A 24,312-nucleotide genomic window follows, 5' to 3' on the forward strand; every position below is an offset into this window, starting at 1 on the left:
GTGGGACGAACTCGACCGGGCTGAAACGATACAATCCACAGAGGATTCTCGATTCCCGGCAGACTTGTCAAGGTCGGTCGCACCGACCCCGGACGGCGGCACGCTGCGGCCGGGGCGGGTGATCCCGGACGCCATCGGTAGTCTCACCGCGTCGGTGTAGTCTCACCGCGTCGGTCTCCTCGGCTCTCGCGGGTACGGTCGTCTTGGGCTGGTCACCCCGATGACGTCTGATGCCTGGAGAAGGTGACCTGTGAGCGCCGACGAGTTCCTCGCCGACCGGTTCGCCCGCGACCGGCAGCACCTGCGGGCGGTCGCCTACCGCCTGCTCGGGTCGCTGCCCGACGCGGAGGACGCCGTACAGCAGGCGTGGCTGAAGGCCAGCCAGGCCGACCTGCGTGAGGTACGCAACCTGACCGGCTGGCTGACCACCGTCACCGCCCGGGAGTGCCTGGACATGCTGCGGGCCCGACGCCGACGAGCCGAGGTCGCCCTCCCCGACCCGGAGTTCCCGGCACCGGACGCGACCCCGGTCGCCTCGCCAGGCCGGACGGCGGAGGAGGAGGTACTGCTCGCCGAGTCGGTGGGGCTGGCGCTGCTCGTGGTGCTGGACCGGCTCTCACCGGCACAGCGGGTCGCCTTCGTGCTGCACGACCTCTTCTCGATACCGTTCGAGGAGGTGGGCCGGGTGCTGGACCGCTCGCCGGTGGCGGCGAAGAAGCTGGCCAGCCGGGCCCGGGACCGGGTGCACGGCACGGCTCCGCAACAGCGGCGGATCGCCACCCGGCACCTCCCGCTCGTCGCGGCTTTCCTCGACGCGTCCCGGGGCGGTGACCTGGAGACCCTGCTCGACCTGCTGGCCCCCGACGTCGTACGCCGGGCCGATCCGGTGCTGCTGCCCGCCGGAATGTCGACCGAACTGCGCGGGGCGCGGGCGGTGGCCGAGGAGACCCGGCACTTCGCCGCAAGGGCCCGGATGGGCGGCACCGCTCTGGTCGACGGCAGCCCGGGGATCGTGATCGCCCCGCGCGGCCGGCTGATGGCCGTACTGCGCCTCACCGTCGAGGCGGGGCGGATCTCCGCCGTCGACGTGATCGGCGACCGGGACCGGCTCGACCGGGTGGCCATCACCCTGCCCGGTGGCGCCGACCCGTCCCGGGAACACGTCTCGTAGTCCTAGACACGCCGGTCCGCCCGCTCTTCCCCGTCGGCACGGTCTGCCCAGTCAGCGCCGTCGGCTCTGTTTGCGCCGTCGGCTCTGTCTGCCACGTCAGCGCCGTCGACTCTGTCTGCGATGTCGGCTCTGTCGGGGACGTCGGCGCTGTCGGGGACGTCGGCGTGGGGTGGGGCGGTGAGCCGGAGTTGCCAGCCCGGGCCGCGCCCGGTCAGCCGGACCACCGCCAGTGGCGCCACCTCCAGCCGCCAGAAGGTGGCGGTCGGCAGCCGCAGTGCCCGGACCAGCGCGGCCCGGACCACCACCGCATGGGTGACGGCGACGACCCGCCCGCCCCGGTCACGCTGCCCGGTCAGCCAGCGGTCGACCCGGTCGAGCAGCATGTCGACGGACTCGCCGCCGTGCGGGGCCGCGTCCGGCGTACCGAGCCAGTCTCGGAGCGCCTCGGGCTCCCGGGCGGCCACCTCGGCCAGCGACAGCCCGGCCCACCGGCCGTAGTCACAGTCGGCCAGGTCGGGCACGGGGGCGGGCCGCAGGCCGAGCGCGTACCCGGTCTGCCGGCCCGCCTCGGCGGGAGTACTGAGGCAGGCGTCGATCCGGCCGAACGGCCCGCGCCGACCCGGCCCGGTAAGGGCCAGCGCGCGGGCCGCCGCCAGGCCGGCGGGATCCAGGCTGTCGTCGCCACCGCCGAACACCGCCCGGCGTAGGGCTGCGGTGTGGGCGTGGGCGACCAGGTGCAGGCTGGTCGGCCTCACCGTCCGGCCGGAGCCTCGGCACCGTCCGGCGTACCGGACCGCTCCGGTCCACCGTCGACGGACGGCCGCCGGTCCCGGCCCCGCCGGCCGAGCAGCACGGCGAAGAGCAGGCCGATCCCGGTCCAGAGCACCACCTGGGTGCCGAGGGAGGCGAGCCGGAACTCCCACAGCAGGGTCGCCGGGAAGTCGTCCGGTACCTCCGCGAACGACGGCAGCACGGTGTAGGCGACGACCGTGACCAGCAGGAAGCCGCCGACCGCCGCCACGGCCCGCAGCGCGGAGGAGGCGTGCGGGGAGACCGAACGGTGGGCCAGGGCACCGGCCCAGACGGCCACCAGACCGAGCAGCACCAACAGCAGGTAGCTGCCGGTCCGCTGGTCGATGGTGTCCGGGTTGCCGACCGCCGGCGGGTTCGCCGGATACTTGCCGAACGGTACGACGACCGCGCCGAGCAGCGCCGCGCCGGCCAGCAGCAGCGCCGCCCGGCCGTCGTCGGAGGTACGGAGTCGACGGCGCAGCAGGACGTACCCGGTGGCGAGCAGGCCGCCCATCGCGGCGCCGAACAGCCCGGTGGCCAGGAACAGGCCGGCACGCTGACCGTCGCGCCCGACCAGTTCCTCGGCGTGGTGGTCGGCCTCGGCCTCGGGTACGGAGTGGGTCGCCTGTTCCTCGATCGCGATCGCGGCGTCGATCCGCGGTTCGCCGACGAGGTAGGCGAAGGTCCCGGCGATCAGACCGGCGACCAGACCTGCGAGCAGGCCACGCAGCAGTACGGACAGGAACGTCGGCACGGCGGGGAGTCGATCAGTGGCAGGGGACGCCGAGCAGGTGCCGACCGTCGTGCATCAGCTCGTGCAGGTACATGCCGCTGCGCGAGACCGCCCCCTGGTCGAAGGCGACCAGGTAGGTCAGCAGGGCTAGCACGGCGACGACGGCGAGAGCGGTCCACAGTAGCCGGGCGGTGACGACCGGCTGGGCGAGCGGACGGGCCGGGACAGGATTGGACATGCGCGTAGAACCTCCTCGGGGATGACGCGTCCCCGTCGACAGGCTGCGACGACCGAGCGTCCTGGCTCGCGGACCCCGACCGGGTCGGGACCGCTCACAGTGGCGCGACCGCGCCGGACTTTCACCGGCTTCCCTCGTACCGCCGCAGATGGCCAGTCGACCGTAACCGGGCGGTACCCACCGGTCAACCGGGGCACTGGTCGGGCGGCGGGGGTCCGGATCTGCCGGCACGGTGCGCCGTCGGGTCGGGTGTCGGAGGTCACGATCCGACGGTCGCCCGGTTGTCCCGGCCGGAGGCGGCCGATACCGTCGCGCCCGTGACGACCCGGGTACTGCTGCTCGGCGGCACCGCCGAGGCGCGGGAGCTGGCCGCCGCGCTGGCCGGTCGACCCGAGACCGTGGTGGTCTCCTCGCTGGCCGGCCGGGTCGCCGATCCCCGGCTGCCGGTCGGCGAGGTGCGGATCGGCGGGTTCGGCGGACCGACCGGACTCACCCGTTGGCTGCGCGAACACCGGATCGACGTACTCGTCGACGCCACCCACCCGTACGCGACCCGGATCCGGTCGTCGGCGGTCCAGGCGACCGGGGCGACCGGAGTGCCGTACCTGCGGTTGGAGCGTCCCGGCTGGACGGCGGGTCCCGGGGACCGGTGGCACCGGGTGGCGGATCTCGCCGCCGCCGCCGAACTGCTGCCCCGGCTGGGTCGCCGGGCCTTCGTCACCACCGGGCGGCAGGGACTGGGCGCCTTCCTGCACCTGACCGGCGTCCGGCTGCTGGTCCGGGTGGTCGACGAACCGACGATCCCGTTGCCGGAGAACGTCACCGTGCTCCGCGACCGGGGTCCCTATCGGGTGGCGGCGGAGCGGGAGCTGCTCACCGCGCACCGGATCGACGTGCTGGTGAGCAAGGACAGCGGCGGGACGTACACGATGGCGAAGCTGGCCGCCGCCCGCGACCTGGGGCTACCGGTGGTGCTGGTGGACCGGCCGGCGCCGCTCGCCCTGCCGGCGACGGTCACCGAGGTGGCCGCGGCGCTGGCCTGGCTGGAGACGGCGCCGCCGCGCCGATAGCGGCTCACGGGTAGTACTGGACGTACAGGTAGGTGGTCCACCAGCCGTTGTCCCGGCACTGGCAGGTCGGCGGCCGGGCCGAGCCGCCGTATGCCAGGCCGAGCCGCTACGCGCCTGGCGAACCGCCACGCACCTGGCGAGCCGCCGGCGCCGTCAGCCGGGGTAGGTCCGGGGCGTCCAGACCACTGTCGAACCGTCGGCCCGCCGGTCGGTCCGGGTGGTGGACGAGCCGACGATCAGCAGGCAGCGCATATCCACATCGGACGGATCGAGTTCGGCCAGCGGGACCACGGTGATCCGCTCCCCCGGCCGGCCCACGTCCCGGGCGACCACCACCGGCGTATCGGCGCTCCGGTGCCGGAGCAGCACCTTCCGGGCCGCGTCGACCTGCCACCGCCGGCTGGCCGAGGCCGGGTTGTAGAGCGCCAGCACAAGGTCGGCGGCGGCAGCGCCCGCCAGCCGCTGCTCGATCACGGCCCAGGGCTTCAACCGGTCGGAGAGCGAGAGCACCGCGAAGTCGTGGCCGAGCGGGGCACCGATCCGGCTCGCCGCCGCCTGCGCCGCGGTCAGCCCGGGGAGCACCCGTACCGGGACGGTGCCGAACCGGTCGTCGGTGGTGGCGACCTCGAGTACCGCCGTGGCCATCGCGAAGACGCCCGGGTCGCCGGAGGAGACCACCGCCACCCGGGCACCGGCCAGGGCGAGTTCCAGGGCGTGTCGGGCCCGGTCGATCTCGACCTGGTTGCCGGAGGTGTGCCGGTGCTGTCCGGGACGGTGTGGCACCCGGTCGACGTACGGGCCGTAGCCGACCAGGTGTTCCGCCTCGCGCAGCGCCTGGCTGGTCTCCGGGGTGAGCCAGCGGCTGCCGGCGGGACCGAGGCCGACCACGGTCACCCCGCCGGCCGGCACCCCGACCCCGGTCGACGCAGCCGGGACGGTCGACGCAGCCGGGACGGTCGAGGCGGTCGACCCGTCGACGCCGGGCGCCGGGTCGACACTGGCCGCCACGGCCGCGCCGGTGGGGCTGGTCAGCACGGCGAGGGAGAAGTACGGCACCCCGTCCGGGTCGACCTCGGCCAGCGGCAGTTCCCGGCCGGTCTCCGTGGTGGCCCGCTCGACGTACCAGGCGTCGGCCAGCCGCCCGGCGTCGGCGAACGCGGCGCGTACCTGCGGAAACGTCCGCCCCAGTTTGAGTACGGCGGCGGCGTCGGTGTCGGCCAGCCGGCGGGTCAGCTCGTCGGCCGACAGCGTCCCGGGCAGTACGGTGAGCACCTCGTCCCGCTCGACCAGCGGCCGGCCCAGTACGGCGGTGGCGGCGCTGATCGAGGTGACCCCGGGTACCACCTCGGCGGGAAATCGGTGTGCCAGCCGCTCGTGCAGGTACATGTAGGAGCCGTAGAACATCGGGTCGCCCGCGCAGATCACCACCACGTCCCGGCCGGCCGACAGGTGCGCGGCCAGCCGTTCGGCGCTGGCGTCGTAGAACTCGGTGATCGCCGCCTCGTAGCCGCCGGGATGGTCGGTGGTCTCGGTGGTGACGGGATAGACCAGCGGTTCGGTGAGTTGGCCGTCCCGGAGGTAGGGCTCGGCGGTGGACCGGGCGATGCTCCGGCCGTGCCGGGCCGAGTAGTAGGCGACCACGTCGGCGGCGCCGATCAGCCGGGCCGCCTTCACCGTCACCAGTTCGGGATCGCCCGGCCCGACGCCGACGCCCCGCAGCGTGCCCGGCCGCCGAGGTCCCGCAACGCCACCATCCACGCCCGCTCCACCACCACCCGCAGCCGGTCCACCACCACCCACAACCGGTCCACCACCGCCGGCCAGAGCCGATCCGCCACCCACAGCCGATCCACCACCGTCGGCTACAGCCGATCCGCCGCCGTCGACAGCCGGTCCACCACTGGCCAAATCCGATCCACCGTCGTGCCTGGTCGCGCTCATTCGATCTCGCTCGCGATCGCGTTGACGGCGGCGGCGGTGATGGCGCTGCCGCCGCGCCGACCGTGCACCACCAGGTACGGGATGCCGGCGCCGTGCCCGGCCAGCGCCTGCTTCGACTCGGCCGCCCCGATGAACCCCACCGGTACGCCGACGATCGCCGCCGGCCGGGCGGCGCCCTCGTCGATCATCTCCAGCAGCCGGAACAGCGCGGTGGGGGCGTTGCCGATCGCCACCACGGCCCCGTCGAGCCGGTCCCGCCACAGTTCGAGGGCGGCTGCGCTGCGGGTGGTGCCGAGCCGGCGGGCGAGGTCCGGCACCTCGGGGTCGCGCAGCGTGCAGAGCACCTCGTTGTCGCGGGGCAGCCGGGAACGGGTGATGCCGGCGGCGACCATCACCGCGTCGCAGAGGACCGGCGCACCGCCCCGCAGCGCGGCCCGGCCGGCCCGGACCAGGTCGGGTGCGACCTCGACGTCGTCGACCAGGTCGACGCTGCCGCTGGCGTGGATCATCCGGACCACCACCGGCGCGATCTCCGGGGGCAGCGCGGAGAGGTCGGCCTCGGCCCGGATGGTCGCGAACGACCGCCGGTAGATCTCCGCGCCGTCGCGGACGTACTCGTAGCTCACTTCTGCCTTTCTGCCCGTGCGGCCAGGGCGGTCGCCGGGGTGCCCGGTCGGCTGGTGCCGCCGGCCTCGATCCGGTAGTCGGTGCCGGTGGCGACCGCCAGCACGGCCGGTCCGGCCGGTCGGCCGCAGCGGCGCTCGCAGCCCACCACGTGCACCGGAAGCGCCGTACCGCCCGCCGGACCGGCGTCGGCCAGCGCCTCGGTGACGTCCCGCCGCACGTCGGCGAGGGCGCTGGCGCAGCCGGGTCGGCCGGTGCAGGCGGTCACGCCGAGCCAGCGCGACGCCGGGTCCACCAGCAGCCCGGCCGTGGCCAGCCGGCCGACGATATCGGGTCCGCCGGCGTCGAGCACCAGGCTGCGCCACGGGGTGACGATGATCTCGTCCGTGCCGGCGAGGTCGGCCAGCAGGTCAGCCTGGTCGGCGGTCAACCGGCCGAGCCGGGCTCCGGCCACCACGACACCGCCCGGGTGGGCACCCACCACCGGTGCCGGATCCGGCCTGGTCGGTGACGCGACACCGAAGGTCGTGGTCGACGAGGCGATGGTGGGCATCCCGGTCGCGGACCCGACCTGGGATGTCGCGGGCGACGCGGCGGCGGGCGTCCGGGTCGGAGGGTCGAGCGCTGCGGTGACCTGGAACGGGCCGTCCGGCAGGTCCGCCAGCCGCCACAGGTCCCGGCGCTCGCCCCGGACCCGCAGGAAGGCGCGGGCCGCCGCGATCAGCAACTCGACGGCATCGTCCGGGGCGGCCCGCAGCCCGGTGTCGGTGCCGGCCAGCCACAGGGTCTGCGAGCCGCCGGTCCAGCACAGGTCCGCGCCGAGGGCGGCGACGTCGTGCCGGCCGTCGTCGAGGGCGAACAGGAACCGGCCACTGAGCGACGCCAGGTCGGCGGCGCCGCGCAGCGCCGCGTCGAGGTCCCGCACCATTGGGCGTACGTCGAGCCGCCCGGCCCGGTCCCGTCCGCTCAGCGGGGAGGCCAGCAGGTTGCGTACCCGCTCGTGGGTGGCGGTGGGCAGCAGGCCGATCTCGGCGATCCGGTCGGCGACCCGGCGTACCGAGGTGTCGTCGGCGAGGCGGCGGAGTTGGAGGTTGGCCCGGGAGGTCAGCTCCAGCGCGCCGTCGGACTCGACCCGGGCGAGGTCGGCGAGGACCCGCAGTTGGCCGGGGCGCAGTTGACCGCCGGGCAGCCGTACCCGGACCAGCAGCCCGTCGGCGGCCCGATGGGCCCGCAGCGCGCCGGGACAGCGGTCCTCCGGCGGTCGGGGGGACGGGGTGGCGAGGGCGGACACGGGCTCATCGTAGAGTCGGAGTCCTCGGCGCCGGCCGGCGGCGAGAAGAGCATCACGCGGTGGACCCGGAGGAACCCGGTGCGAGTCCGGGGCGGTCCCGCCACTGTCACCGACCCAGGTACGGGTCGGGAGCCAGACACTCCGGACCACCGTCGACACGGACCACGACCACGGGCGCGGACCCGGGGAGGAGCCACCCATGCCTGCGGCGGACGCTGCTGCCACCATCCTGCTTCTGTCCACTTCGGACACCGACCTGCTCTCGGCCCGGGCCAGCGGTGCGGCGTACCGGCTGGCGAACCCGGCCCGCCTCGACCCGGCCGAGCTGACCGACCTGGTCGACGGCGTCGACCTGGTGGTGGTACGCATCCTCGGCGGCGCCCGGATCTGGGCCGACGGGCTGGCCACGCTGCGCGCCGGTACCCGACCGGTGGTGGCGCTCGGCGGCGAGCAGACCCCGGACGCGGAGCTGATGGCCCGGTCCACGGTGCCGGCCGGTACCGCCGCGCAGGCACACGCCTACCTGGCCCAGGGCGGGCCGGAGAACCTGCGCGAACTGCACGCCTTCCTCTCCGACACGGTGCTGCTGACCGGGCACGGCTTCGCCCCGCCGGCCGTGCAGCCGACCTGGGGCGTCCGGCCCCGCCCAGCCGGCTCGGCGGCCGGGCCGGTGGTCGGCATCCTCTACTACCGGGCGCACCAACTCAGCGGGAACACCGGGTTCGTCGACGCGCTCGCCGAGGCCGTCGAGGAGGCAGGCGGCCGGGCGCTGCCGGTCTTCTGCGCCAGCCTGCGTACCCCGGAACCGGAGCTGCTGGCGACGCTCGGTGCGGCCGACGCGCTGCTGGTCACGGTGCTGGCGGCCGGCGGCACCCGGCCGGCGGAGGCCGCCGCCGGTGGCACCGAGGAGTCCTGGGACGTCGGGGCGCTCGCCGCGCTGGACGTGCCGATCCTCCAGGCGCTCTGCCTCACCTCCACCCGACAGTCCTGGTCGGACAGTGCCGACGGGCTCTCCCCGCTGGACGCGGCGACCCAGGTCGCGGTGCCGGAGTTCGACGGGCGGCTGATCACGGTGCCGTTCTCGTTCAAGGAGACCGACGCCGACGGGCTGCCCCGGTACGTGGCGGACCCGGAACGCGCCGCCCGGGTGGCCGGCACGGCGGTCCGGCTGGCCCGGCTCCGGCACACCCCGGCCGAGCGGCGCCGGATCGCCCTGGTGCTGTCGGCCTATCCGACGAAGCATGCCCGGGTCGGCAACGCGGTCGGGCTGGACACCCCGGCCAGCGCGGTACGCCTGCTCCGGGCAATGCGCGACCTCGGCTACGACGTCGGCCCGGTCGACGGCCCCGACGCGCTGCCCGGCCTCGTCCCCGCCCCGCCCGACGAGGCCGCACCCGGCGAGACCAGAGGCGGCGAGACCGAACCCAGCGAGGCCGGGCCCAGCGACACTGGAGGCGGCGGGGCCGGACCCGGTGGCGGGCTGCCCGACGGTGACCGGCTGATCCACGCGCTGATCGCGGCCGGTGGCCAGGACCAGGAGTTCCTGACCGAGGAACAGCTCGCGGCGAACCCGGTACGGATCCCGCTGGCCCGCTACCGGCGCTGGTTCGACGCGCTGCCGGCAGAACTGCGCGAGGCGATGGTCGCACACTGGGGGCCGCCGCCCGGGCAGCTCTACGTCGACACCTCGCGGGACCCGGACGGCGAGATCGTGCTCGCCTGCCTGCGCGCCGGCAACGTGCTGCTGATGATCCAGCCGCCGCGCGGCTTCGGCGAGAACCCGGTCGCCATCTACCACGACCCCGACCTGCCGCCGACGCACCACTACCTGGCCGCGTACCGGTGGCTGGACGAGGAGTTCGGGGCGGACGCGGTGGTGCACCTGGGCAAGCACGGCTCGTTGGAGTGGCTGCCCGGCAAGACCGTCGGGCTCTCCGCCTCCTGCGGCCCGGACGCGGTGCTCGGCTCGCTGCCGCTGGTCTATCCGTTCCTGGTCAACGATCCCGGCGAGGGAGCGCAGGCGAAGCGGCGGGCGCACGCGGTGATCGTCGACCACCTGGTGCCGCCGATGGCCCGGGCGGAGAGCTACGGCGACATCGCGCGGCTGGAGCAGCTCCTCGACGAGTACGCCAACATCGCCGCGATGGACCCGGCCAAGCTGCCGGCGATCCGGGGCCAGATCTGGACGCTGATCCAGGCCGCCCGGCTCGACCACGACCTGGGTCTGGAGCAGCGCCCGCACGACGCCGAGTTCGACGAGTTCCTGCTGCACGTCGACGGCTGGCTCTGCGAGGTGAAGGACGCGCAGATCCGGGACGGCCTGCACGTGCTCGGCGCGCCGCCGACCGGCGAGGCCCGGGTGAACCTGGTGCTGGCGATCCTGCGCGCCCGGCAGGTCTGGGGCGGCCAGCGGGGCGCGGTCGACGGGCTGCGCGCCGCGCTCGGACTGACCGAGGGCGGCGACGAGCAGGGCACCGCCGAGGTGGACCGGGTCGAGGCGGTGGCCCGGACCCTGGTCGAGGCGCTGGAGGCGCGGGACTGGGCCGTCGACGCTCTCCCGGCCGTGCTGGGTGACGTGCTCGGTGCCGACGATCCGCGCGGCGCGGCGGTACGCCCGGTGCTGGAGTTCGCCGCCACCGAGGTGGTACCCCGGCTGGCCCGGACCACCGACGAGCTGACCCACCTGCTGCACGCGCTCGACGGCGGGTACGTGCCGGCCGGGCCGAGCGGGTCGCCGCTGCGTGGACTGGTCAACGTGCTGCCGACAGGCCGGAACTTCTACACCGTGGACCCGAAGGCGATCCCGAGCCGGCTCGCGTACGCCACCGGGCAGGCAATGGCGAACTCGTTGCTGGAGCGGTACCGGCGGGACACCGGGGAGTGGCCGCGCTCGGTCGGGCTCTCCGCCTGGGGCACCTCGGCGATGCGTACCGCCGGGGACGACGTGGCCGAGGTGCTGGCGCTGATCGGCGTGGCACCGACCTGGGACGAGGCGTCCCGCCGGGTGAACGGGTTCGAGATCGTCCCGCTGGCCGAACTGGGCCGGCCGCGCATCGACGTGACGGTGCGGATCAGCGGCTTCTTCCGGGACGCGTTCCCGCACGTGCTGCTACTGCTCGACGACGCGATCCGGGCGGTGGCCGCGCTGGACGAGCCGGACGAGCAGAACTACCTGCGGGCACACGTCCGGGCCGACACCGCGAGGCACGGCGACGAGCGGCGGGCCACCAGTCGGATCTTCGGCTCCAAGCCGGGCGCCTACGGGGCCGGGCTGCTGCCGCTGATCGACAGTGGAAACTGGCGGGACGACGCCGACCTGGCCGAGGTCTACACGGTCTGGGGCGGCTTCGCCTACGGGCGCGGGCTGGACGGGCGACCGGCCCGGGAGGAGATGGCGGACGCGTACCGGCGGATCGCGGTGGCGGCGAAGAACACCGACACCCGGGAACACGACATCGCCGACTCCGACGACTACTTCCAGTACCACGGCGGGATGATCGCCACGGTGCGGGCGCTGACCGGGCAGGCGCCGCGGGCGTACATCGGGGACAGCACCATCCCGGACGCGGTGCGGACCCGGTCGCTGACCGAGGAGACCGCCCGGGTGTTCCGGGCCCGGGTGGTGAATCCGCGCTGGCTGGCGGCGATGCGCCGGCACGGCTACAAGGGCGCGTTCGAGCTGGCCGCCACCGTCGACTACCTCTTCGGGTACGACGCCACCGCCGGCGTCGTCGCCGACTGGATGTACGAGGACCTGGCCCAGACGTACGCCCTCGACGCCGAAAACCAGGAGTTCCTGCGCCGGTCCAACCCGTGGGCGCTGCGGAACATCATCGAACGGCTCTCCGAGGCGGCCGACCGGGGCCTGTGGGCGAAGCCCGATCCGGCGACGATGGCGGCGCTGCGGGAGACGTACCTCCAGCTCGAAGGGGACCTCGAAGACGGCGGCCCGTGACCCTTTCGCTCACCTGACTCCGGCACGGTGGGCTGCCGCCGCGACGAAGCGGGTGGCGAGGGCCGGATGGCCGGCCCAGTGCACGTGCAGGTAGGAGGCGTGCACGTTGCCGTCGACCACGCCCTCCTCGACCGCCGCGCCGAGGCCGTGTGCCCGGGACGGTCGGGGCCGGAACCGCCACGCCGGAACCCGGCCGGGGCCGTACTCGACCTGGGTGCGGTGGAACTCGTGTCCGGTCACCACCGTTCCCGGCTCGGCCAGCGCGCCGGCACCGACCGCGACGCCGTCCCGGTAGCCGAGGGTGAGCCGTCCGGTCATCCGGGCGGACGCGTCGACCACTCCGGTCATCGGCTGGCCGTCGAGGTCACGACAGAGATAGAGCAGGCCGGCGCACTCGGCGAGCACCGGCATCCCAGCCCGGGCCGCTCGGGCCACCGCGTCGCGCAGCCGCGCGTTGGCGGCGAGTTCCGCCGCGTAGACCTCGGGGAAGCCGCCGCCGAGGTAGAGGCCCGCACAGTCGGGCGGCAGGTCCTCGTCGTGCAGCGGATCGACGGGTACGACCCGGGCGCCGGCAGCCGCGAGGAGTTCGTCGGCCTCGGCGTACCGGAAGGTGAACGCCGATCCACCGGCGACCGCGACCGTGGTCGGGGCCAGCCGGGGCACCTCGTCCTCGGGTCGCCACCGCCCGACGGGCAGTGCCGGGGCCCGGCGGGCGACGGCGAGCACCGCCGCCAGGTCCACCGCCCGGGCCAGGTGCTCGCCGAGCGCGTCGACGGTACGCCGCGCCTCGCCCCCGCGTTCGGCGGCGGGCACGAGCCCGAGGTGCCGGCTCGGGGTGTCCAGCGAGCCGTCCCGGCGCAACGCCCCGAGCACCGGTACGCCGGTCCGGGCGACCGCCTCCCGCACCTCCGCCTCGTGGGTCTCCGAACCGACCCTGTTCAGGATCACCCCGGCGATGGTCAGCTCGGGATCGTAGGAGGCGAAGCCGTGCACCAGCGCGCCGATGCTGCGGGAGGCACCGGAGACGTCGACCACCAGCAGCACCGGGCTGCGGGTCAGCCGGGCCACGTGTGCGGTGGAGGCGAAGCCGTCCCGGCCGATCGCACCGTCGTGCAGCCCCATCACGCCCTCGATCACCGCGACGTCGGCCGGCACCGGCACCTCCGCGCCGTGCCGCAGCAGCGGGACGATCCGCTCCTCGCCCTGTAGGTGCGGGTCGAGGTTGCGGCCCGGCCGTCCGGTCGCCACCGCGTGGTAGCCGGGGTCGATGTAGTCCGGGCCGACCTTGTGGCCGCTGACCGCCAGGCCCCGGGCGCGCAGCGCCGCCATCAGCCCGGTCGCCACCGTGGTCTTGCCCTGCCCGGAGCCGGGCGCGGCTATCACCACCCGGGGCAGCGGGGTCACCACTCGATCCCCCGCTGTCCCTTCTGGCCGGTGTCCATCGGGTGCTTCACCTTGGTCATCTCGACCACCAGGTCGGCGGCCTCGACCAGTCGCGGGTCGGCGTCCCGGCCGGTGACCACCACGTGCTGGCCGCCGGGCCGGTTCCGCAGGGTGTCCACCACCTCGTCGACGTCGACCCAGCCCCACTTCATCGGGTACGTGAACTCGTCGAGCACGTAGAGCTGATGCCGTGCCTCGGCGAGCCGGCGCTGTATCTCCCGCCAGCCTTCCAGCGCGTCAGCAGCATGATCGGCCTCGGTGCCGGGCTTGCGGCTCCAGCTCCAGCCCGAGCCCATCTTGTGCCACTCGACCGGGCCACCCGCGCCGGTCTGCTCGTGCACGCCGTTCAGCGCGAGCAGACCGGACTCCTCGCCGACCCGCCAGCGGGCCGACTTGACGAACTGGAATACCGCGATCGACCAGCCCTGGTGCCAGCCCCGCATGGCCAGCCCGAACGCCGCCGTCGACTTGCCCTTCATCGGACCGGTGTGCACCATCAGCAGCGGCCGGTTGCGGCGCTGCCGGGTGGTCAGCCCGTCGGCGGGTACCGCCTCCGGCTGTCCCTGCGGCATCAGGCGGCCCTCCGCCGCCGGCTCCCGATGCTGCCGGGTTCGACCGGAGCGGAGCCGCTGCGGTCGTCCGGCGTCGGGCCGCTTCGGGTACGCACAGCGGTGCGGAGACGTACCGCTCCGGTCAGGGTGCCGGCGGCGACGTGTGCCAGGGGCAGGTGTTCGGCACCGAGTGCTCCGGCCAGTTCGGCGGCCAGGCCGAGCCGGATCCGTCCCGCCTCGCAGTCGACCACCACCGAGCGGACGCTACTGCTGGCGAGCAGCCGGGCGGCGTATCGGGATCGGGGCAGCGCGTCCGGGCCGGCGGTGGCCCGGCCGTCGGTCAACACCACCAGCAGCGGGCGACGGCGCGGATCCCGGATCCGTTCCACCCGCAGCACGGCACCGGCCCGCAGCAGTCCCTCGGCCAGCGGGGTACGCCCCCCGGTCGGCAGCTCGGCGAGCCGGGTGGCGGCGACGTCCACACTGGACGTCGGCGGAAGCGCGAGTTCGGCGGCGTTACCCCGGAAGGTGACCAGGCCGACCTTGTCCCGCCGCTGGTAGGCGTCGAGCAGCAGCGACAGTACGGCGGTCTTCACCTCCCGCATCCGCTGCCGTGCCGCCATCGAGCCGGAGGCGTCGACGCAGAACAGGATCAGGTTGCCCTCCCGACCCTGCCGGATCGGCACCCGGACGTCCTGCGGTCGCAGCTCAAGCCCTGCGCCGCGCCGGCCGCGCGCCCGCTGGTGCGGCGCGGCTGCCCAGAGCGTGGCGACCAGGTGCGGCCGGTTGCCCGCACCCGCCCCGGGTGGCGTGGTCCGGATCGTCTGCCCGACGGCGGTGACCGCCGGTGACCGCCGCCCGGCGACGCCCGCCCCGACCCCCGGTACGACCAGCAGCCGAGCCCGGTACGGCCGCTCGGCGGCAAGCGTCCCGCTGCCGCCGATCGCCCCGCTCCCCGACCCGGCCGGCGCTGCCGAGCCGTGCGGTACGACCGGCACCCGGACCCGGTCCGACTGCTCCGGTCCGGCGCTGTCTCCAGCGCCGTTCGCCGTGCCGTCCGGCGAGGCGTCGACTTCCCCGGGAGAACCGGTGGCCGGCGGGGTTCCGGGTGCCGGGCCGGTGTCGTCGGGTGGCGGTGCACCGCCCGGCCCACCCGGGTCGGGCTGGTCCGGATCGGGGCCCTGCGGCGGGCCGCTACCCGAGGGCGGCTCGGTGCCCCGGTCGAGGCCGGCGTCGGCGAGCGCCTGGTCGAGCCGCTCCTGCTCGATGCCGGGCGGGTCGAACGGGTCACGCCGACGCCGGTGCGGCAACGCCAGCCGGGCGGCGGCCCGAACGTCCACCCCGTGGACCGTGGTACGCCCGCACCAGGCCGCGTGCGCCATCGCGGTCCGCGCGGTCACCAGGTCGGCCCGCATCCCGTCGACCTCGAACGAGGCGCAGACCACGGCGATCCGGTGGAGGGTGTCGTCGTCGAGTCGTACCTCGGGGAGCAGTCGACGGGCCTGCGCGATCCGGGCGGCGCGCTCGGCGTCCGCCGTCTCGTACCGGGCGGCGAACCCGTCCGGGTCGGCCTCGTAGCCGAGTCGGCGCCGGGTCACCTCGGCGCGTACCGCCGGGTCGCGGCTGGCCGCCACCTCGACCGTCAGGCCGAACCGGTCCAGCAGTTGCGGGCGGAGTTCACCCTCCTCCGGGTTCATCGTGCCGACCAGTACGAACCGGGCGGCGTGCGCGACCGAGACGCCCTCCCGTTCCACCGTGGCCCGGCCCATCGCCGCCGCGTCGAGCAGTACGTCGACCAGGTGGTCGTGCAGCAGGTTGACCTCGTCGACGTAGAGCAGTCCACGGTGTGCCGAGGCGAGCAGCCCCGGCTCGTACGCGGTGACACCGTCGCGCAGCGCCCGTTCCAGGTGCAGGGCACCGAGTACCCGATCCTCGGTCGCACCGACCGGCAGCTCGACGAGCCGGGCCGGCCGGGTGGTGGACGGCGTCGCCGGGTCGTGTGGCCCGTCCGGGCAGTCCGGGTCGGGTGCGGTCGGGTCGCAGGAGAACCGGCAGCCGGTGACGACGGTGACCGGTGGCAGCAGTCCGGTCAATGCCCGGACGATGGTGGACTTGGCGGTGCCCTTCTCGCCCCGGATCAGCACTCCGCCGATGGCCGGCGAGACGGCGCTGAGGGTGAGGGCGAGCGCCATGTCGTCCATCCCGACGACGGCGGAGAACGGGTACGACCGCACGGGCCAACCTCCTACCTCGCGGGTGTCCACGCCCGCGACCGGTCCGGTACCGGGCCGCCCGGAGGGCCGACCCGGGACGGGGGCGGAGTGTCTGGCTCCCGGCGCTTCGTACGCCAGTCACAGTGGCGGGACCGCCCCGGAGTCGCCGGTCCTGTCGGACCGACCCACCGGTGTTCCTCGCCGCACCGTCGCCGCCGATGATGACACAGCCGGACCGAAGCGGCACCGGCGGCGGCAGCGGGGCGGCCAGCTCTGCGACGACCCAGCCCGGCCAACCGGGCACCGGCGGCAGCGGGGCAGCCGGCGGCAGGGTGCGGACGGCGGCGCGGTGGGCGGCCGGCGATGACGCGGCTCACCCGGCGGGGCATCGGCGGTGGCGGGTCGGCTAACGTTCCGGCTCGTGACCGCGACGAGTGCCGGACCTGGGCTGACCGTGGTCGGCCTCGGCGCGGACGGTTGGGCCGGGCTCGGCGACGCTGGCCGGCGCGCGTTACGCGCGGCCGAGGTCGTGCTCGGCGGGCACCGGCAGCTCGACCTGCTCCCCGCAGACCTGCCCGCGCAGCGGGTGAGCTGGCCGAGTCCGCTGCTGCCGGCGCTGCCCGGCCTGCTCGACGGGTACGCCGACCGCCGGCTCTGCGTCCTGGCCAGCGGCGATCCGATGTGGTACGGGATCGGGGCGCGGATCGTCGAACTGGTCGGCCCCGACCGGGTGCAGGTACTGCCGCACCCGTCGTCGATCAGCCTGGCCTGTGCCCGGCTCGGCTGGCCGGTCGAACGGGTCACCGTGCTCAGCGCGGTCGGCCGGGACCTGGCCCGGGTACGCCGGGTGCTCGCCCCCGGCCGGCGGATCCTGCTGCTCAGCGCGGACGGGTCGACGCCGTCCGCCCTCGCCCGCCTGCTCACCGACACCGGCTACGGTCCGAGCCCGCTGACCGTGCTGGCCTCGCTCGGCGCCGGGCACGAGCAGCGGCTCGACGGAACCACCGAGAGGCGGCTCGACAGGACTGCCGAGAGGCGGCTCGACGGAACCGCCGAGAACTGGCCGCATCCGCCGGGCGACCCGTTGAACGTCGTCGCGGTGCACGCCGTCGCCGGACCGGAGGCCGTACTCCGATCGACGGTGCCGGGCCTGCCCGACGAGGCGTACGACCACGACGGGGCGTTGACCAAGCGGGAGGCGAGGGTGCTGGCGCTGGCCCGCCTCGCCCCGGCTCCCGACGAGCTGCTCTGGGACGTCGGCGCCGGTTCGGGCAGCATCGGCATCGAGTGGCTGCGGGCCGAGCCGAGTTGCCGGGCGGTGGCGATCGAGGCGAGGGCGGACCGGGCCGAGCGGATCGCCGGCAACGCGACGACGCTCGGGGTACCGGAGCTTCAGGTGGTGGTCGGCCGGGCACCTGCGGCGCTGGTCGGGCTGCCGACCCCGGACGCGGTCTTCGTCGGCGGGGGGCTGGCCACCGAGGGTGTGTTGGACGCGTGCTGGGCGGCGCTGGCCCCGGGCGGCCGGCTGGTCGCGCACGCGGTGACGATCGAGGGGGAACGCGAGTTGACGATCCGTGCCGCGCGGCTCGGCGGCGACCTGACCCGGCTCGGCGTGGAGCGGGCCGCACCGCTCGGCGGCTTCACCGCGTGGCAGCCGGCCCGGGCCCTGGTGCAGTGGGCGGTGGCCAAGCCATGCCGGTGACCTTCATCGGCGCCGGACCGGGCGCCGCCGACCTGATCACCGTACGCGGGCAACGGGTGCTGGCCCGCGCCCAGGTCTGCCTCTATGCCGGCAGCCTGGTCCCGCCGGAGCTGCTGGAGTCGTGTCCACCGGACGCCGACCTGGTGGACACCGCCGACCTCACCCTGGACGAGATCGTGGCCCGGATGGTCGACGCGCACCGGGCCGGTCGGGAGGTGGCCCGGCTCTGCTCCGGCGACCCGTCGATCTACAGTGCGGTGGCCGAGCAGTTGCGCCGGCTCGACGAGGCCGGCGTACCGTACGACATAGTGCCTGGCGTGCCCGCCTTCGCCGCCGCCGCTGCGACGCTGGGCCGGGAGCTGACCGTGCCGACGGTCGGGCAGACGGTGATCCTGACCCGGGCTCGGGCCCGGTCGACGGCGATGCCGGCCAGCGAGGATCTGGCCGTGCTCGGCGCGAGCCGGGCGACCCTGGTGCTGCACCTGGCGGTCGGCCGGACCCGGGAGCTGGTCGGGCAGCTCGTGCCGCACTACGGCGTCGACTGCCCGGTGGCGGTGGTCGCCCGGGCCAGCCGCCCCGACGAACTGGTGCTGCGCGGCACCCTGGCCGACATCGCCGACCAGGTCGAGCAGGCCGGGGTACGCCGGACCGCCGTGATCGTCGTCGGCCGGATACTCGCTGCCCAGGGCTTTCCGGACAGCTACCTCTACTCGGCCGGCCGGGACCGGTCGGCGAAACGCTAGGGGCGCCGAGTCATGCGGAAGATCCTGGTCATCGGCATCGGGGCAGGTGACCCGGAGCAGCTAACCCTGGAAGCGGTCCGGGCAATCGCCGAGGTCGACGTCTTCTTCGTACTCGACAAGGGTGCCGCGAAGCGGGACCTGCTCGGGCTGCGGCAGGAGATCCTGCGCCGGCACCCGACGAAGCCCGGGCACCGGGTGGTGGAGCTGCGGGACCCGGACCGGGACCGTACCGCGCCGGCCTATGTGGACGCGGTGGACGAGTGGCGCCGCCGCCGGGCCGAGCTGCTCCGGGTGCTGCTCCGCGACGAGGTACCCGAGGACGGTCGCGGCGCCTTCCTGGTCTGGGGCGATCCGGCACTCTACGACAGCACTCTCGGTGTGATAGAGGAGATGCTGGCCGACGGGACTGTCGAGTTCGACTACGCGGTGATCCCCGGCGTGAGCAGCGTCGCCACGCTGGCCGCCCGGCACCGGATCGGGCTGAACCGGGTCGGCCGGCCGTTCCAGGTCACCACCGGCCGGCTGCTGGCCGAAGGCTGGCCGTCCGGAGTGGACGACCTGGTGGTGATGCTCGACGCGCACTGCACCTTTGGCCAGGTGACCGAGCCGGACGTGGAGATCTACTGGGGCGCCTACCTCGGTACCGCCGACGAGATCCTGGTCGCCGGCCCGCTCGCGGAGGTCGCGGCGAAGATCGTCGAGGTACGCCGGGCCGCCCGAGAGCGCAAGGGCTGGATCATGGACACGTACCTCCTGCGCCGCCGTGCTCCTCGGATGGAATAGACAGGGTCGCGTTGGTGGATTCCTGATGGCGGTCGCGCTCGTCCTGGCGCTGGTGGCGGGGGCGGTCAGGGTTGGGCCTGGGGCCGTGCCCGGCGGCGCGGCCCGGATCCGCTCTCCGTGCCCGGCCCGGCGGCGTGCCAGTTGGCGGCGGGTGGTCAGTTACGCCGCGCAGGCGTACCGGCCGCGCCGACAGACACTCAGGCTTTATATAAGCTGCTACTGATATATTCGTCCGGTCGGGTTCCCCGTCGACGGTGGGCGAACCCGGCAGGCAACGCGACGACCAGGGAGGACAGCGGATGCGTGACATCGTCGAGCAGGTCAAACAGGTCCACCGTACGGTCGGCCGGGTCGACACCCCGGACGGCGAGGCCCGGACCGTCGTACTGCGCCGTGCCTATCCGGCGCCGGTCGAGGAGATCTGGTCCGCCGTCACGGATCCGGAGCGGATCGGCCGGTGGTTCCTGCCGGTCAGCGGCGACCTGCGGCTCGGCGGCAACTACCGGCTGACCGACAACGCCGAGGGCGAGATCCTGCGCTGCGAGCCACCGCACCTGTTCCGGATCTCCTGGATCTACGAGGGATACAGCGAGGTGGAGGTCCGACTCGCCCCCGGCGACGGCACGGCAACCATCCTCGAACTGGAACACAGCGCCGTGTACGACCCGCAGCAGTGGGCCGAGTACGGCCCCGGCGCTGGTGGCGTCGGCTGGGACATCGGGCTGCTCACCCTCGACCGGTACCTGCGCGGCGAACTCGACGGAGCACCCGAGGAATGGGAGGACTCCCCCGAGGCGAAGGAGTTTGCCCGGCTCGCCAGCGACGCCTGGGGTACCGCCTCGATCGCCGCCGGCACCCCGGCCGAGGAAGCCGCCCGAATGGTCACCAACACCACCGCCTTCTACGCCCCGGACCCGAACGAGTAGTTCGCACGAGATGCGTACGCCCGCCAGACGACGACCTAGAAGCCCGGGCGCACAGCGCAATGCCGGCGGTGGCCGGACCATCCCCGCGTGCGTGGGGGGCAGAGCCGGTCCAGAAGCCGCTGCCGGCCCCGGGCGGGATCACCCCCGCGTGCGCGGGGAGCAGGTCGGCCTGGAGCTCGGGTGGGGCTTCGTGATGGGATCACCCCCGCGTGCGCGGGGAGCAGACTTCCTGACCTGCGACTCACTCTCGCGCGCGTACCGGCGGGGAGCACTTCGCGCTGGAACAGGCGTTGTTGCGGCCGGTACCGAACGAGCCGTTTGAGACCGGCCGGGTCTTCCATCCTCGAGTGGATGTCCGCCGATCCGAGATCTGTGTCCGTATGGGCCGCCATTCGGTGCCGGTACGCCTGGCCGGCCGCATGGTCCGCGTCCTGCTGCACTCCTATGGCTGCTCGTCACATGTGACCGTGCACCCGGCAGGGGCTTTGCGTAGTCGCCTGGGGGTGTTCCTGGCCTGGGCGTACGCGGTGTCGCCGGCCTGACTGGAGGGTGACGTAGGACGGGTGCGGTCCGTCGGTGATCCTGGAGTTGCTGAGACAGCATGACACCGACAAGGACCACACCCGCTCATGCCATCATCGCTGATCGACGTGATCCGTCAGCACGCCCCCGCCCCGACCGACTCCTGGCCCGCTGGCCGCGAGGCGTATGGCCTGTTGACGGCTCTGGCGCGGGTTCCTGACCCGCGTGACCCGCGAGGGGTCCGGTATCCCCTGACGAGCGTGCTCGCGGTGGCGGGATGCGCGGTGATGGCCGGGGCAAGCACGTTCGCCGCGATCGGCGACTGGGTCGATGATCGCGATCCGCCGGGAAACGCAGCCGGGAAACGGTCTCTCTGGTGGCGTCGTTGCCCGCCGCCCACGCCCAACCGGCTGACCTGCAGTAATGGGCCCCCTGGAGTGGCATATCGAGAATCGGCACTGGGTCCGTGACGTGACCGTCGTCTTGACCGTGGCGAAGAACGTTTCGGCGACGGCGTTGTCCCAGCACTGACCCCGCCCACCGACCGACAGGAGCACCTGGTTGCGGTCGGCCAGGCGGGCGCACTGGACGCTGGTGTATTGCTTCCCCGGTCTCTGTGGAAGATCACCTCACCGGTGGGACGGCGGGCGGTGATGGCGTTGGACAACGCTTGGGCGGGCAGGTCGGTGCGCAGGTGGTCGGCGGTGGCCCAGCCGACGACCCGACGTGACGCGATGTCGATCACGGTGGCGAGGTACAGCCAGCCCTCCCATGTGGGGATGTAGGTGATGTCGCCGAGGTCACAGCGTTGTCAACCCCGAAACCGGCCAACCGTGGTCCAACTCGGGACGGTGAAGCTGCGCGCTGGCAGCAACACCATCACCTACCGGCGCCCGGGGTGTACCGGGTCGTGTTTTTGGACACGACCCCGTACACCTCTCTCCTCAGGAGACTCTGGTAAGCCGGATCGCGTCGGCGACGACGTACCCGGTGCCGGCCGTCCAGCGCGACACGCCGACCACGTCGTGTGTCCCGGCGGACATCGGGTACGTCCCCAGGTTCACCCACTTGCCACCGTTGGTCCGCTGGTTGACCTGTACCGTCTGGTTACCAGAGCTGGTCACCACGACGTATGGCGTGCGGTCGTTGTAGCCGGACGTCGCGGGGTACCAGACTTCCACCTTGTACGTTCCGTTACCCGGAAGGTCGGCCGAGTACCACGCCGGGTCGGAAATCGGTTCCGGGTTGGCGAACCCGTAGTCGGCACCGTACCGCTGGGTCGAGTAGCTCGAAACCTGCCAGTTGGCGCTGGCCCGGAACGATGTCGACGTGTTGTCGACAATGACCGACCAGGCGGGTGGGGTGCTGATCAGGTACTGGCTGTTCGCGACGTTCCAGTGGCTGGCCAGCCAGGTGCCGGCGGCCGGTCGCACGTTGTAGTAGTCATCGTGATTGCAGTCGAGCTGATTCTCCGGTGCTCCCGGGCACACCTTGACCAACTGCCCCGGCGGGTTCGGTATTCCGCCGTCGTCGTAGCACATGATGTCCTCGTCGTCCCAACAGTGGCCGTGGATGGTGGCATTCGGCGCCCCAGGCAGCACGGCACCGAGGGTGTGCAGCAGTTCGTGCGCGCTGGGCGCCCAACCCCAGCAGCCGGTACCCACGGTGGCCAGTTCCGGCCCTGAGTTGTACCGGTTCTCCGCACCCGGCCGGGAGTCGTTCGCCCCGGGGCCACCACCGCCGAGTCCGCACCACGAGGTGGTCTCGGCGTACGCGAGGTACTTGCGGCTCGTGCTGTTGTATCCCGCGCTCTTCAGGGCGTTGAAGGTGTTTCCGAAGCCGCCGAGCGTGCCGTTCGGCACTACGACACGGGTCACCGTCGGCACGCAGGATGCGTCGTGCGCCCACCGGACCCGCCGGTACCCGCCAGTGGCCTGCGCGTCAACGAAGAACGCCTCGTCGATCTGGTTTGCCCACTGCCGGAACGTGCTCTGGAACTCGGCGAGCCGGTCGGTCTGGGACGTCTCCCGAACGTACAGAATCTGGACGCGTTTGCCGCTGGTGCCGTCGCCGTCACAGACCACCGTGGCCGGGGCCGCAGTGCTCCGTCCGGCCGGTCCCACGCCGATCCATCGGCTCAGCGGACCAGGGTCCTCTACCGGATCGTCGACACCGGACGCGTTGACCGCGGTCTCGGCGGTGGAGCCATCGCCGGCTGGGCGCGCCACCGCGTTACCGGCGGGGCCCGCCACCGCACCGCCGGCAGTGACCAACCCGGCTACCAACGCCATCAGCGCTCTGCGTTTCATGCCACCACTGTCCTTTCGCTCCCCATCGACATCCATCTTGATCTAGCCTGACCCCGACCTACCATATATGTCGATTTCTCGTTAGACACGAACGAACTGAGCCTCCGGACCCACGCGAGCTTGGGCCCGGAGGCTCGTGGTGGTACTGAAGACCACCGGTGCTGTCCGTCAGCGGACCTGGAACCAGGAATCGGACAGCACCCGAACCTGCTTCCCGGTCAGCGATCCACGAAGCCACCGGTCCTGGTACGGCACCATGTTCGATGCCGCTGGCACGATGCCCTTGACCCGGTGCCGGGTCAGCCGACCTGCGCAAGCTCGTCGCTCCGCGCCGGCCCGGGATCGCGCAAGCCCCGGTGCACCCTGATGGAGAGCAGTACCGCCATCGCGATGCTGGGAAGGATCAGCGCGAGATGGTTCGCCCGGCCCAACGAACGAAGCACCGGGGTCGGTGATCGTGACCTGCAGGGAGCGGGAGTTTGAGGTGACAGTGCCACCGAACGGTGTGCCGGACTTTCGGCTGCCGTGGGCGGCGAAGGTCGACTACTGCACCTCAGAGGGTGGTTCTGGGGCCTTTGTCCATTGTGGGTCTGACTGTTTATGAAGGGCCCTGCTGGTGGGGCTACGGGGACGGCGTCGGTGAGGCGAGTGTGACCAGGCCGGCCTCGGCTTCGGTCAGGATCTGGCGCGCGACGAGGCGTTTGAGCTTGGCGCGGAGGCCTTCGGTGTTCTTCCTGGTGGTGCCGGTGCCGAGGGCGCGGCAGATGTCTTTGGCGCGCATCGGTGCGGTGGCGGCGTGGAAGACGGCGAGGATCTGCTGGTAGGCGGGGCTGGCGACGGTCGCGTCGGCGGGCGTGGCCGGGTCGGTGTGGCCGGTCAGGCTGCGTAGCGTTTTGCGGGGGGGCCAGAGCGCGGGCACGGTCACCATCGACGACAACTTCGACCCCGGCCGCTACCTCTACCGCGGCTCCGGCACGGCCCTCTCCCGCGCCGTCGGCGCCTCACGACAGGAGAAGACGTACACCGACAAGGCCGGCCAGATCATCAAGCAGTCCCTCATCGACAACAAGGGCCGCACCGATCAGCTCAAGGTCCAGGAGGACCTCTCCAAGAACTTCCCCTTCCAGGAGTTCCTCCGCCAGGACGTGAAGTACCCGGTGTACGACTTCTCGCTCTGGCTGGTTTACGCTCCAGCACTGTGACCGGTTCGACGGGAAGTACCCCCCGCCGATCGCGCAGGCGGACATCGAGATCCCCATCAGCGGCACGTTCTGACCTCGCCGACCTGATGCCCCACAGGCGCTC

The 24,312-nt window shown here is 73.4% G+C and carries 23 protein-coding genes, 1 pseudogene and 2 riboswitches; of the genes and pseudogenes, 10 read left to right on the forward strand and 14 right to left on the reverse strand.

The genetic code is table 11. The annotated features are described in order from the left end of the window. Positions 1 to 250: 250 nt before the first annotated feature. On the forward strand, positions 251 to 1,171 hold the full coding sequence (locus Pma05_RS00755; protein WP_203855267.1) for a sigma-70 family RNA polymerase sigma factor: 921 nt from the start codon (positions 251 to 253) through the stop codon (positions 1,169 to 1,171). Positions 1,172 to 1,173: 2 nt separating this feature from the next. On the opposite strand, the gene Pma05_RS00760 is transcribed toward Pma05_RS00755, so the two are convergent. The 3 genes from Pma05_RS00760 to Pma05_RS00770 are packed head-to-tail and all read right to left on the reverse strand — an operon-like array spanning position 1,174 to position 2,934. Then, positions 1,174 to 1,926, reverse strand: a complete 753-nt coding sequence (locus tag Pma05_RS00760) for a histidine phosphatase family protein (protein WP_203855268.1) — start codon at positions 1,924 to 1,926, stop codon at positions 1,174 to 1,176. Then, positions 1,923 to 2,717, reverse strand: a complete 795-nt coding sequence (locus Pma05_RS00765) for a CbtA family protein (protein WP_203855269.1) — start codon at positions 2,715 to 2,717, stop codon at positions 1,923 to 1,925. Before Pma05_RS00765 ends, Pma05_RS00760 begins: the two co-directional genes overlap by 4 nt. Before the next feature lie 13 nt (positions 2,718 to 2,730). Next, positions 2,731 to 2,934 carry a CbtB domain-containing protein gene (locus Pma05_RS00770; RefSeq protein WP_203855270.1) on the reverse strand — a complete coding sequence of 68 codons (204 nt, stop codon included), beginning with the start codon at positions 2,932 to 2,934 and terminating at the stop codon, positions 2,731 to 2,733. Between the two features lie 34 nt (positions 2,935 to 2,968). After that, a riboswitch (cobalamin riboswitch) is annotated at positions 2,969 to 3,110 on the reverse strand. Between the two features lie 141 nt (positions 3,111 to 3,251). On the opposite strand from Pma05_RS00770, the gene Pma05_RS00775 reads away from it, so the two are divergent. Continuing rightward, positions 3,252 to 4,004 carry a cobalt-precorrin-6A reductase gene (locus tag Pma05_RS00775; protein WP_203855271.1) on the forward strand — a complete coding sequence of 251 codons (753 nt, stop codon included), beginning with the start codon at positions 3,252 to 3,254 and terminating at the stop codon, positions 4,002 to 4,004. A gap of 153 nt (positions 4,005 to 4,157) precedes the next feature. Here Pma05_RS00775 and Pma05_RS00780 read toward each other — a convergent pair whose 3' ends face one another. From Pma05_RS00780 to Pma05_RS00790, 4 genes are all read right to left on the reverse strand, one after another. Continuing rightward, positions 4,158 to 5,684 carry a precorrin-2 C(20)-methyltransferase gene (locus Pma05_RS00780; protein WP_239311462.1) on the reverse strand — a complete coding sequence of 509 codons (1,527 nt, stop codon included), beginning with the start codon at positions 5,682 to 5,684 and terminating at the stop codon, positions 4,158 to 4,160. Then, positions 5,681 to 5,857, reverse strand: a complete 177-nt coding sequence (locus tag Pma05_RS42195) for a hypothetical protein (protein WP_239311464.1) — start codon at positions 5,855 to 5,857, stop codon at positions 5,681 to 5,683. The genes Pma05_RS00780 and Pma05_RS42195 overlap by 4 nt, the downstream gene beginning before the upstream one ends. An 84-nt stretch (positions 5,858 to 5,941) precedes the next feature. Further along, complete coding sequence (locus Pma05_RS00785) at positions 5,942 to 6,571, reverse strand: precorrin-8X methylmutase (RefSeq protein WP_203855273.1); 630 nt, start codon at positions 6,569 to 6,571, stop codon at positions 5,942 to 5,944. Beyond that, complete coding sequence (locus tag Pma05_RS00790; RefSeq protein WP_203855274.1) at positions 6,568 to 7,860, reverse strand: ferredoxin-like domain-containing protein; 1,293 nt, start codon at positions 7,858 to 7,860, stop codon at positions 6,568 to 6,570. The genes Pma05_RS00785 and Pma05_RS00790 overlap by 4 nt, the downstream gene beginning before the upstream one ends. Positions 7,861 to 7,928: 68 nt before the next feature. Continuing rightward, positions 7,929 to 8,002, forward strand: a riboswitch (cobalamin riboswitch). Positions 8,003 to 8,059: 57 nt separating this feature from the next. On the opposite strand from Pma05_RS00790, the gene cobN reads away from it, so the two are divergent. Next, entirely contained in the window at positions 8,060 to 11,815 is a 3,756-nt protein-coding gene (gene cobN, locus Pma05_RS00795) for a cobaltochelatase subunit CobN (protein WP_203855275.1), read from the forward strand. Positions 11,816 to 11,824: 9 nt separating this feature from the next. On the opposite strand, the gene Pma05_RS00800 is transcribed toward cobN, so the two are convergent. Genes Pma05_RS00800 through Pma05_RS00810 form a run of 3 tightly spaced genes read right to left on the reverse strand, consistent with a single transcriptional unit; the run spans position 11,825 to position 16,010 of the window. Beyond that, positions 11,825 to 13,219 (reverse strand): cobyrinic acid a,c-diamide synthase CobB, encoded by a 1,395-nt coding sequence (locus tag Pma05_RS00800; RefSeq protein ID WP_372441407.1) that lies wholly within the window; start codon positions 13,217 to 13,219, stop codon positions 11,825 to 11,827. Next, a complete protein-coding gene (cobO, locus tag Pma05_RS00805) occupies positions 13,216 to 13,830 on the reverse strand; it encodes a cob(I)yrinic acid a,c-diamide adenosyltransferase (protein WP_203855277.1) in 615 nt (204 codons plus the stop codon). The genes Pma05_RS00800 and cobO overlap by 4 nt, the downstream gene beginning before the upstream one ends. Then, a complete protein-coding gene (locus Pma05_RS00810; RefSeq protein ID WP_203855522.1) occupies positions 13,830 to 16,010 on the reverse strand; it encodes a VWA domain-containing protein in 2,181 nt (726 codons plus the stop codon). Before Pma05_RS00810 ends, cobO begins: the two co-directional genes overlap by 1 nt. Before the next feature lie 433 nt (positions 16,011 to 16,443). Here Pma05_RS00810 and cbiE point away from each other — a divergent pair, with 433 nt between their 5' ends. The 6 genes from cbiE to Pma05_RS42200 all read left to right on the forward strand — a co-directional run bounded on the left by cbiE (position 16,444) and on the right by Pma05_RS42200 (position 21,168). Further along, positions 16,444 to 17,724, forward strand: coding sequence for a precorrin-6y C5,15-methyltransferase (decarboxylating) subunit CbiE (cbiE, locus tag Pma05_RS00815; protein WP_203855278.1), 1,281 nt, complete (start codon positions 16,444 to 16,446; stop codon positions 17,722 to 17,724). After that, on the forward strand, positions 17,715 to 18,467 hold the full coding sequence (gene cobM, locus Pma05_RS00820; RefSeq protein ID WP_203855279.1) for a precorrin-4 C(11)-methyltransferase: 753 nt from the start codon (positions 17,715 to 17,717) through the stop codon (positions 18,465 to 18,467). The genes cbiE and cobM overlap by 10 nt, the downstream gene beginning before the upstream one ends. 12 nt (positions 18,468 to 18,479) lie before the next feature. Continuing rightward, positions 18,480 to 19,250, forward strand: a complete 771-nt coding sequence (gene cobF, locus Pma05_RS00825) for a precorrin-6A synthase (deacetylating) (protein ID WP_203855280.1) — start codon at positions 18,480 to 18,482, stop codon at positions 19,248 to 19,250. A 25-nt stretch (positions 19,251 to 19,275) separates the two neighbouring features. Further along, entirely contained in the window at positions 19,276 to 19,473 is a 198-nt protein-coding gene (locus Pma05_RS00830) for a hypothetical protein (RefSeq protein WP_203855281.1), read from the forward strand. Between the two features lie 76 nt (positions 19,474 to 19,549). Continuing rightward, positions 19,550 to 20,176, forward strand: a complete 627-nt coding sequence (locus tag Pma05_RS00835; protein WP_203855282.1) for an SRPBCC family protein — start codon at positions 19,550 to 19,552, stop codon at positions 20,174 to 20,176. Between the two features lie 629 nt (positions 20,177 to 20,805). Continuing rightward, positions 20,806 to 21,168: a transposase family protein gene (locus Pma05_RS42200; RefSeq protein WP_239311466.1), complete on the forward strand. Its 363-nt coding sequence runs from the start codon at positions 20,806 to 20,808 to the stop codon at positions 21,166 to 21,168. Positions 21,169 to 21,305: 137 nt separating this feature from the next. On the opposite strand, the pseudogene Pma05_RS43875 reads toward Pma05_RS42200, so the two are convergent. From Pma05_RS43875 to Pma05_RS00860, 4 genes and pseudogenes are all read right to left on the reverse strand, one after another. Further along, a pseudogene (locus Pma05_RS43875) lies at positions 21,306 to 21,488 on the reverse strand (DDE-type integrase/transposase/recombinase); the annotation flags it as partial. A 154-nt stretch (positions 21,489 to 21,642) separates the two neighbouring features. Beyond that, on the reverse strand, positions 21,643 to 23,007 hold the full coding sequence (locus Pma05_RS00850; RefSeq protein ID WP_203855283.1) for a golvesin C-terminal-like domain-containing protein: 1,365 nt from the start codon (positions 23,005 to 23,007) through the stop codon (positions 21,643 to 21,645). 299 nt (positions 23,008 to 23,306) lie between these two features. After that, positions 23,307 to 23,450 (reverse strand): hypothetical protein, encoded by a 144-nt coding sequence (locus Pma05_RS00855; RefSeq protein WP_203855284.1) that lies wholly within the window; start codon positions 23,448 to 23,450, stop codon positions 23,307 to 23,309. A 179-nt stretch (positions 23,451 to 23,629) separates the two neighbouring features. Continuing rightward, a complete protein-coding gene (locus Pma05_RS00860) occupies positions 23,630 to 23,935 on the reverse strand; it encodes a hypothetical protein (RefSeq protein ID WP_203855550.1) in 306 nt (101 codons plus the stop codon). On the opposite strand from Pma05_RS00860, the gene Pma05_RS00865 reads away from it, so the two are divergent. Then, a complete protein-coding gene (locus Pma05_RS00865) occupies positions 23,901 to 24,209 on the forward strand; it encodes a hypothetical protein (RefSeq protein ID WP_203855285.1) in 309 nt (102 codons plus the stop codon). The genes Pma05_RS00860 and Pma05_RS00865 overlap by 35 nt on opposite strands. Positions 24,210 to 24,312 lie beyond the last annotated feature (103 nt).

Source organism: Plantactinospora mayteni, assembly GCF_016862935.1.
Classification (GTDB): domain Bacteria; phylum Actinomycetota; class Actinomycetes; order Mycobacteriales; family Micromonosporaceae; genus Plantactinospora; species Plantactinospora mayteni.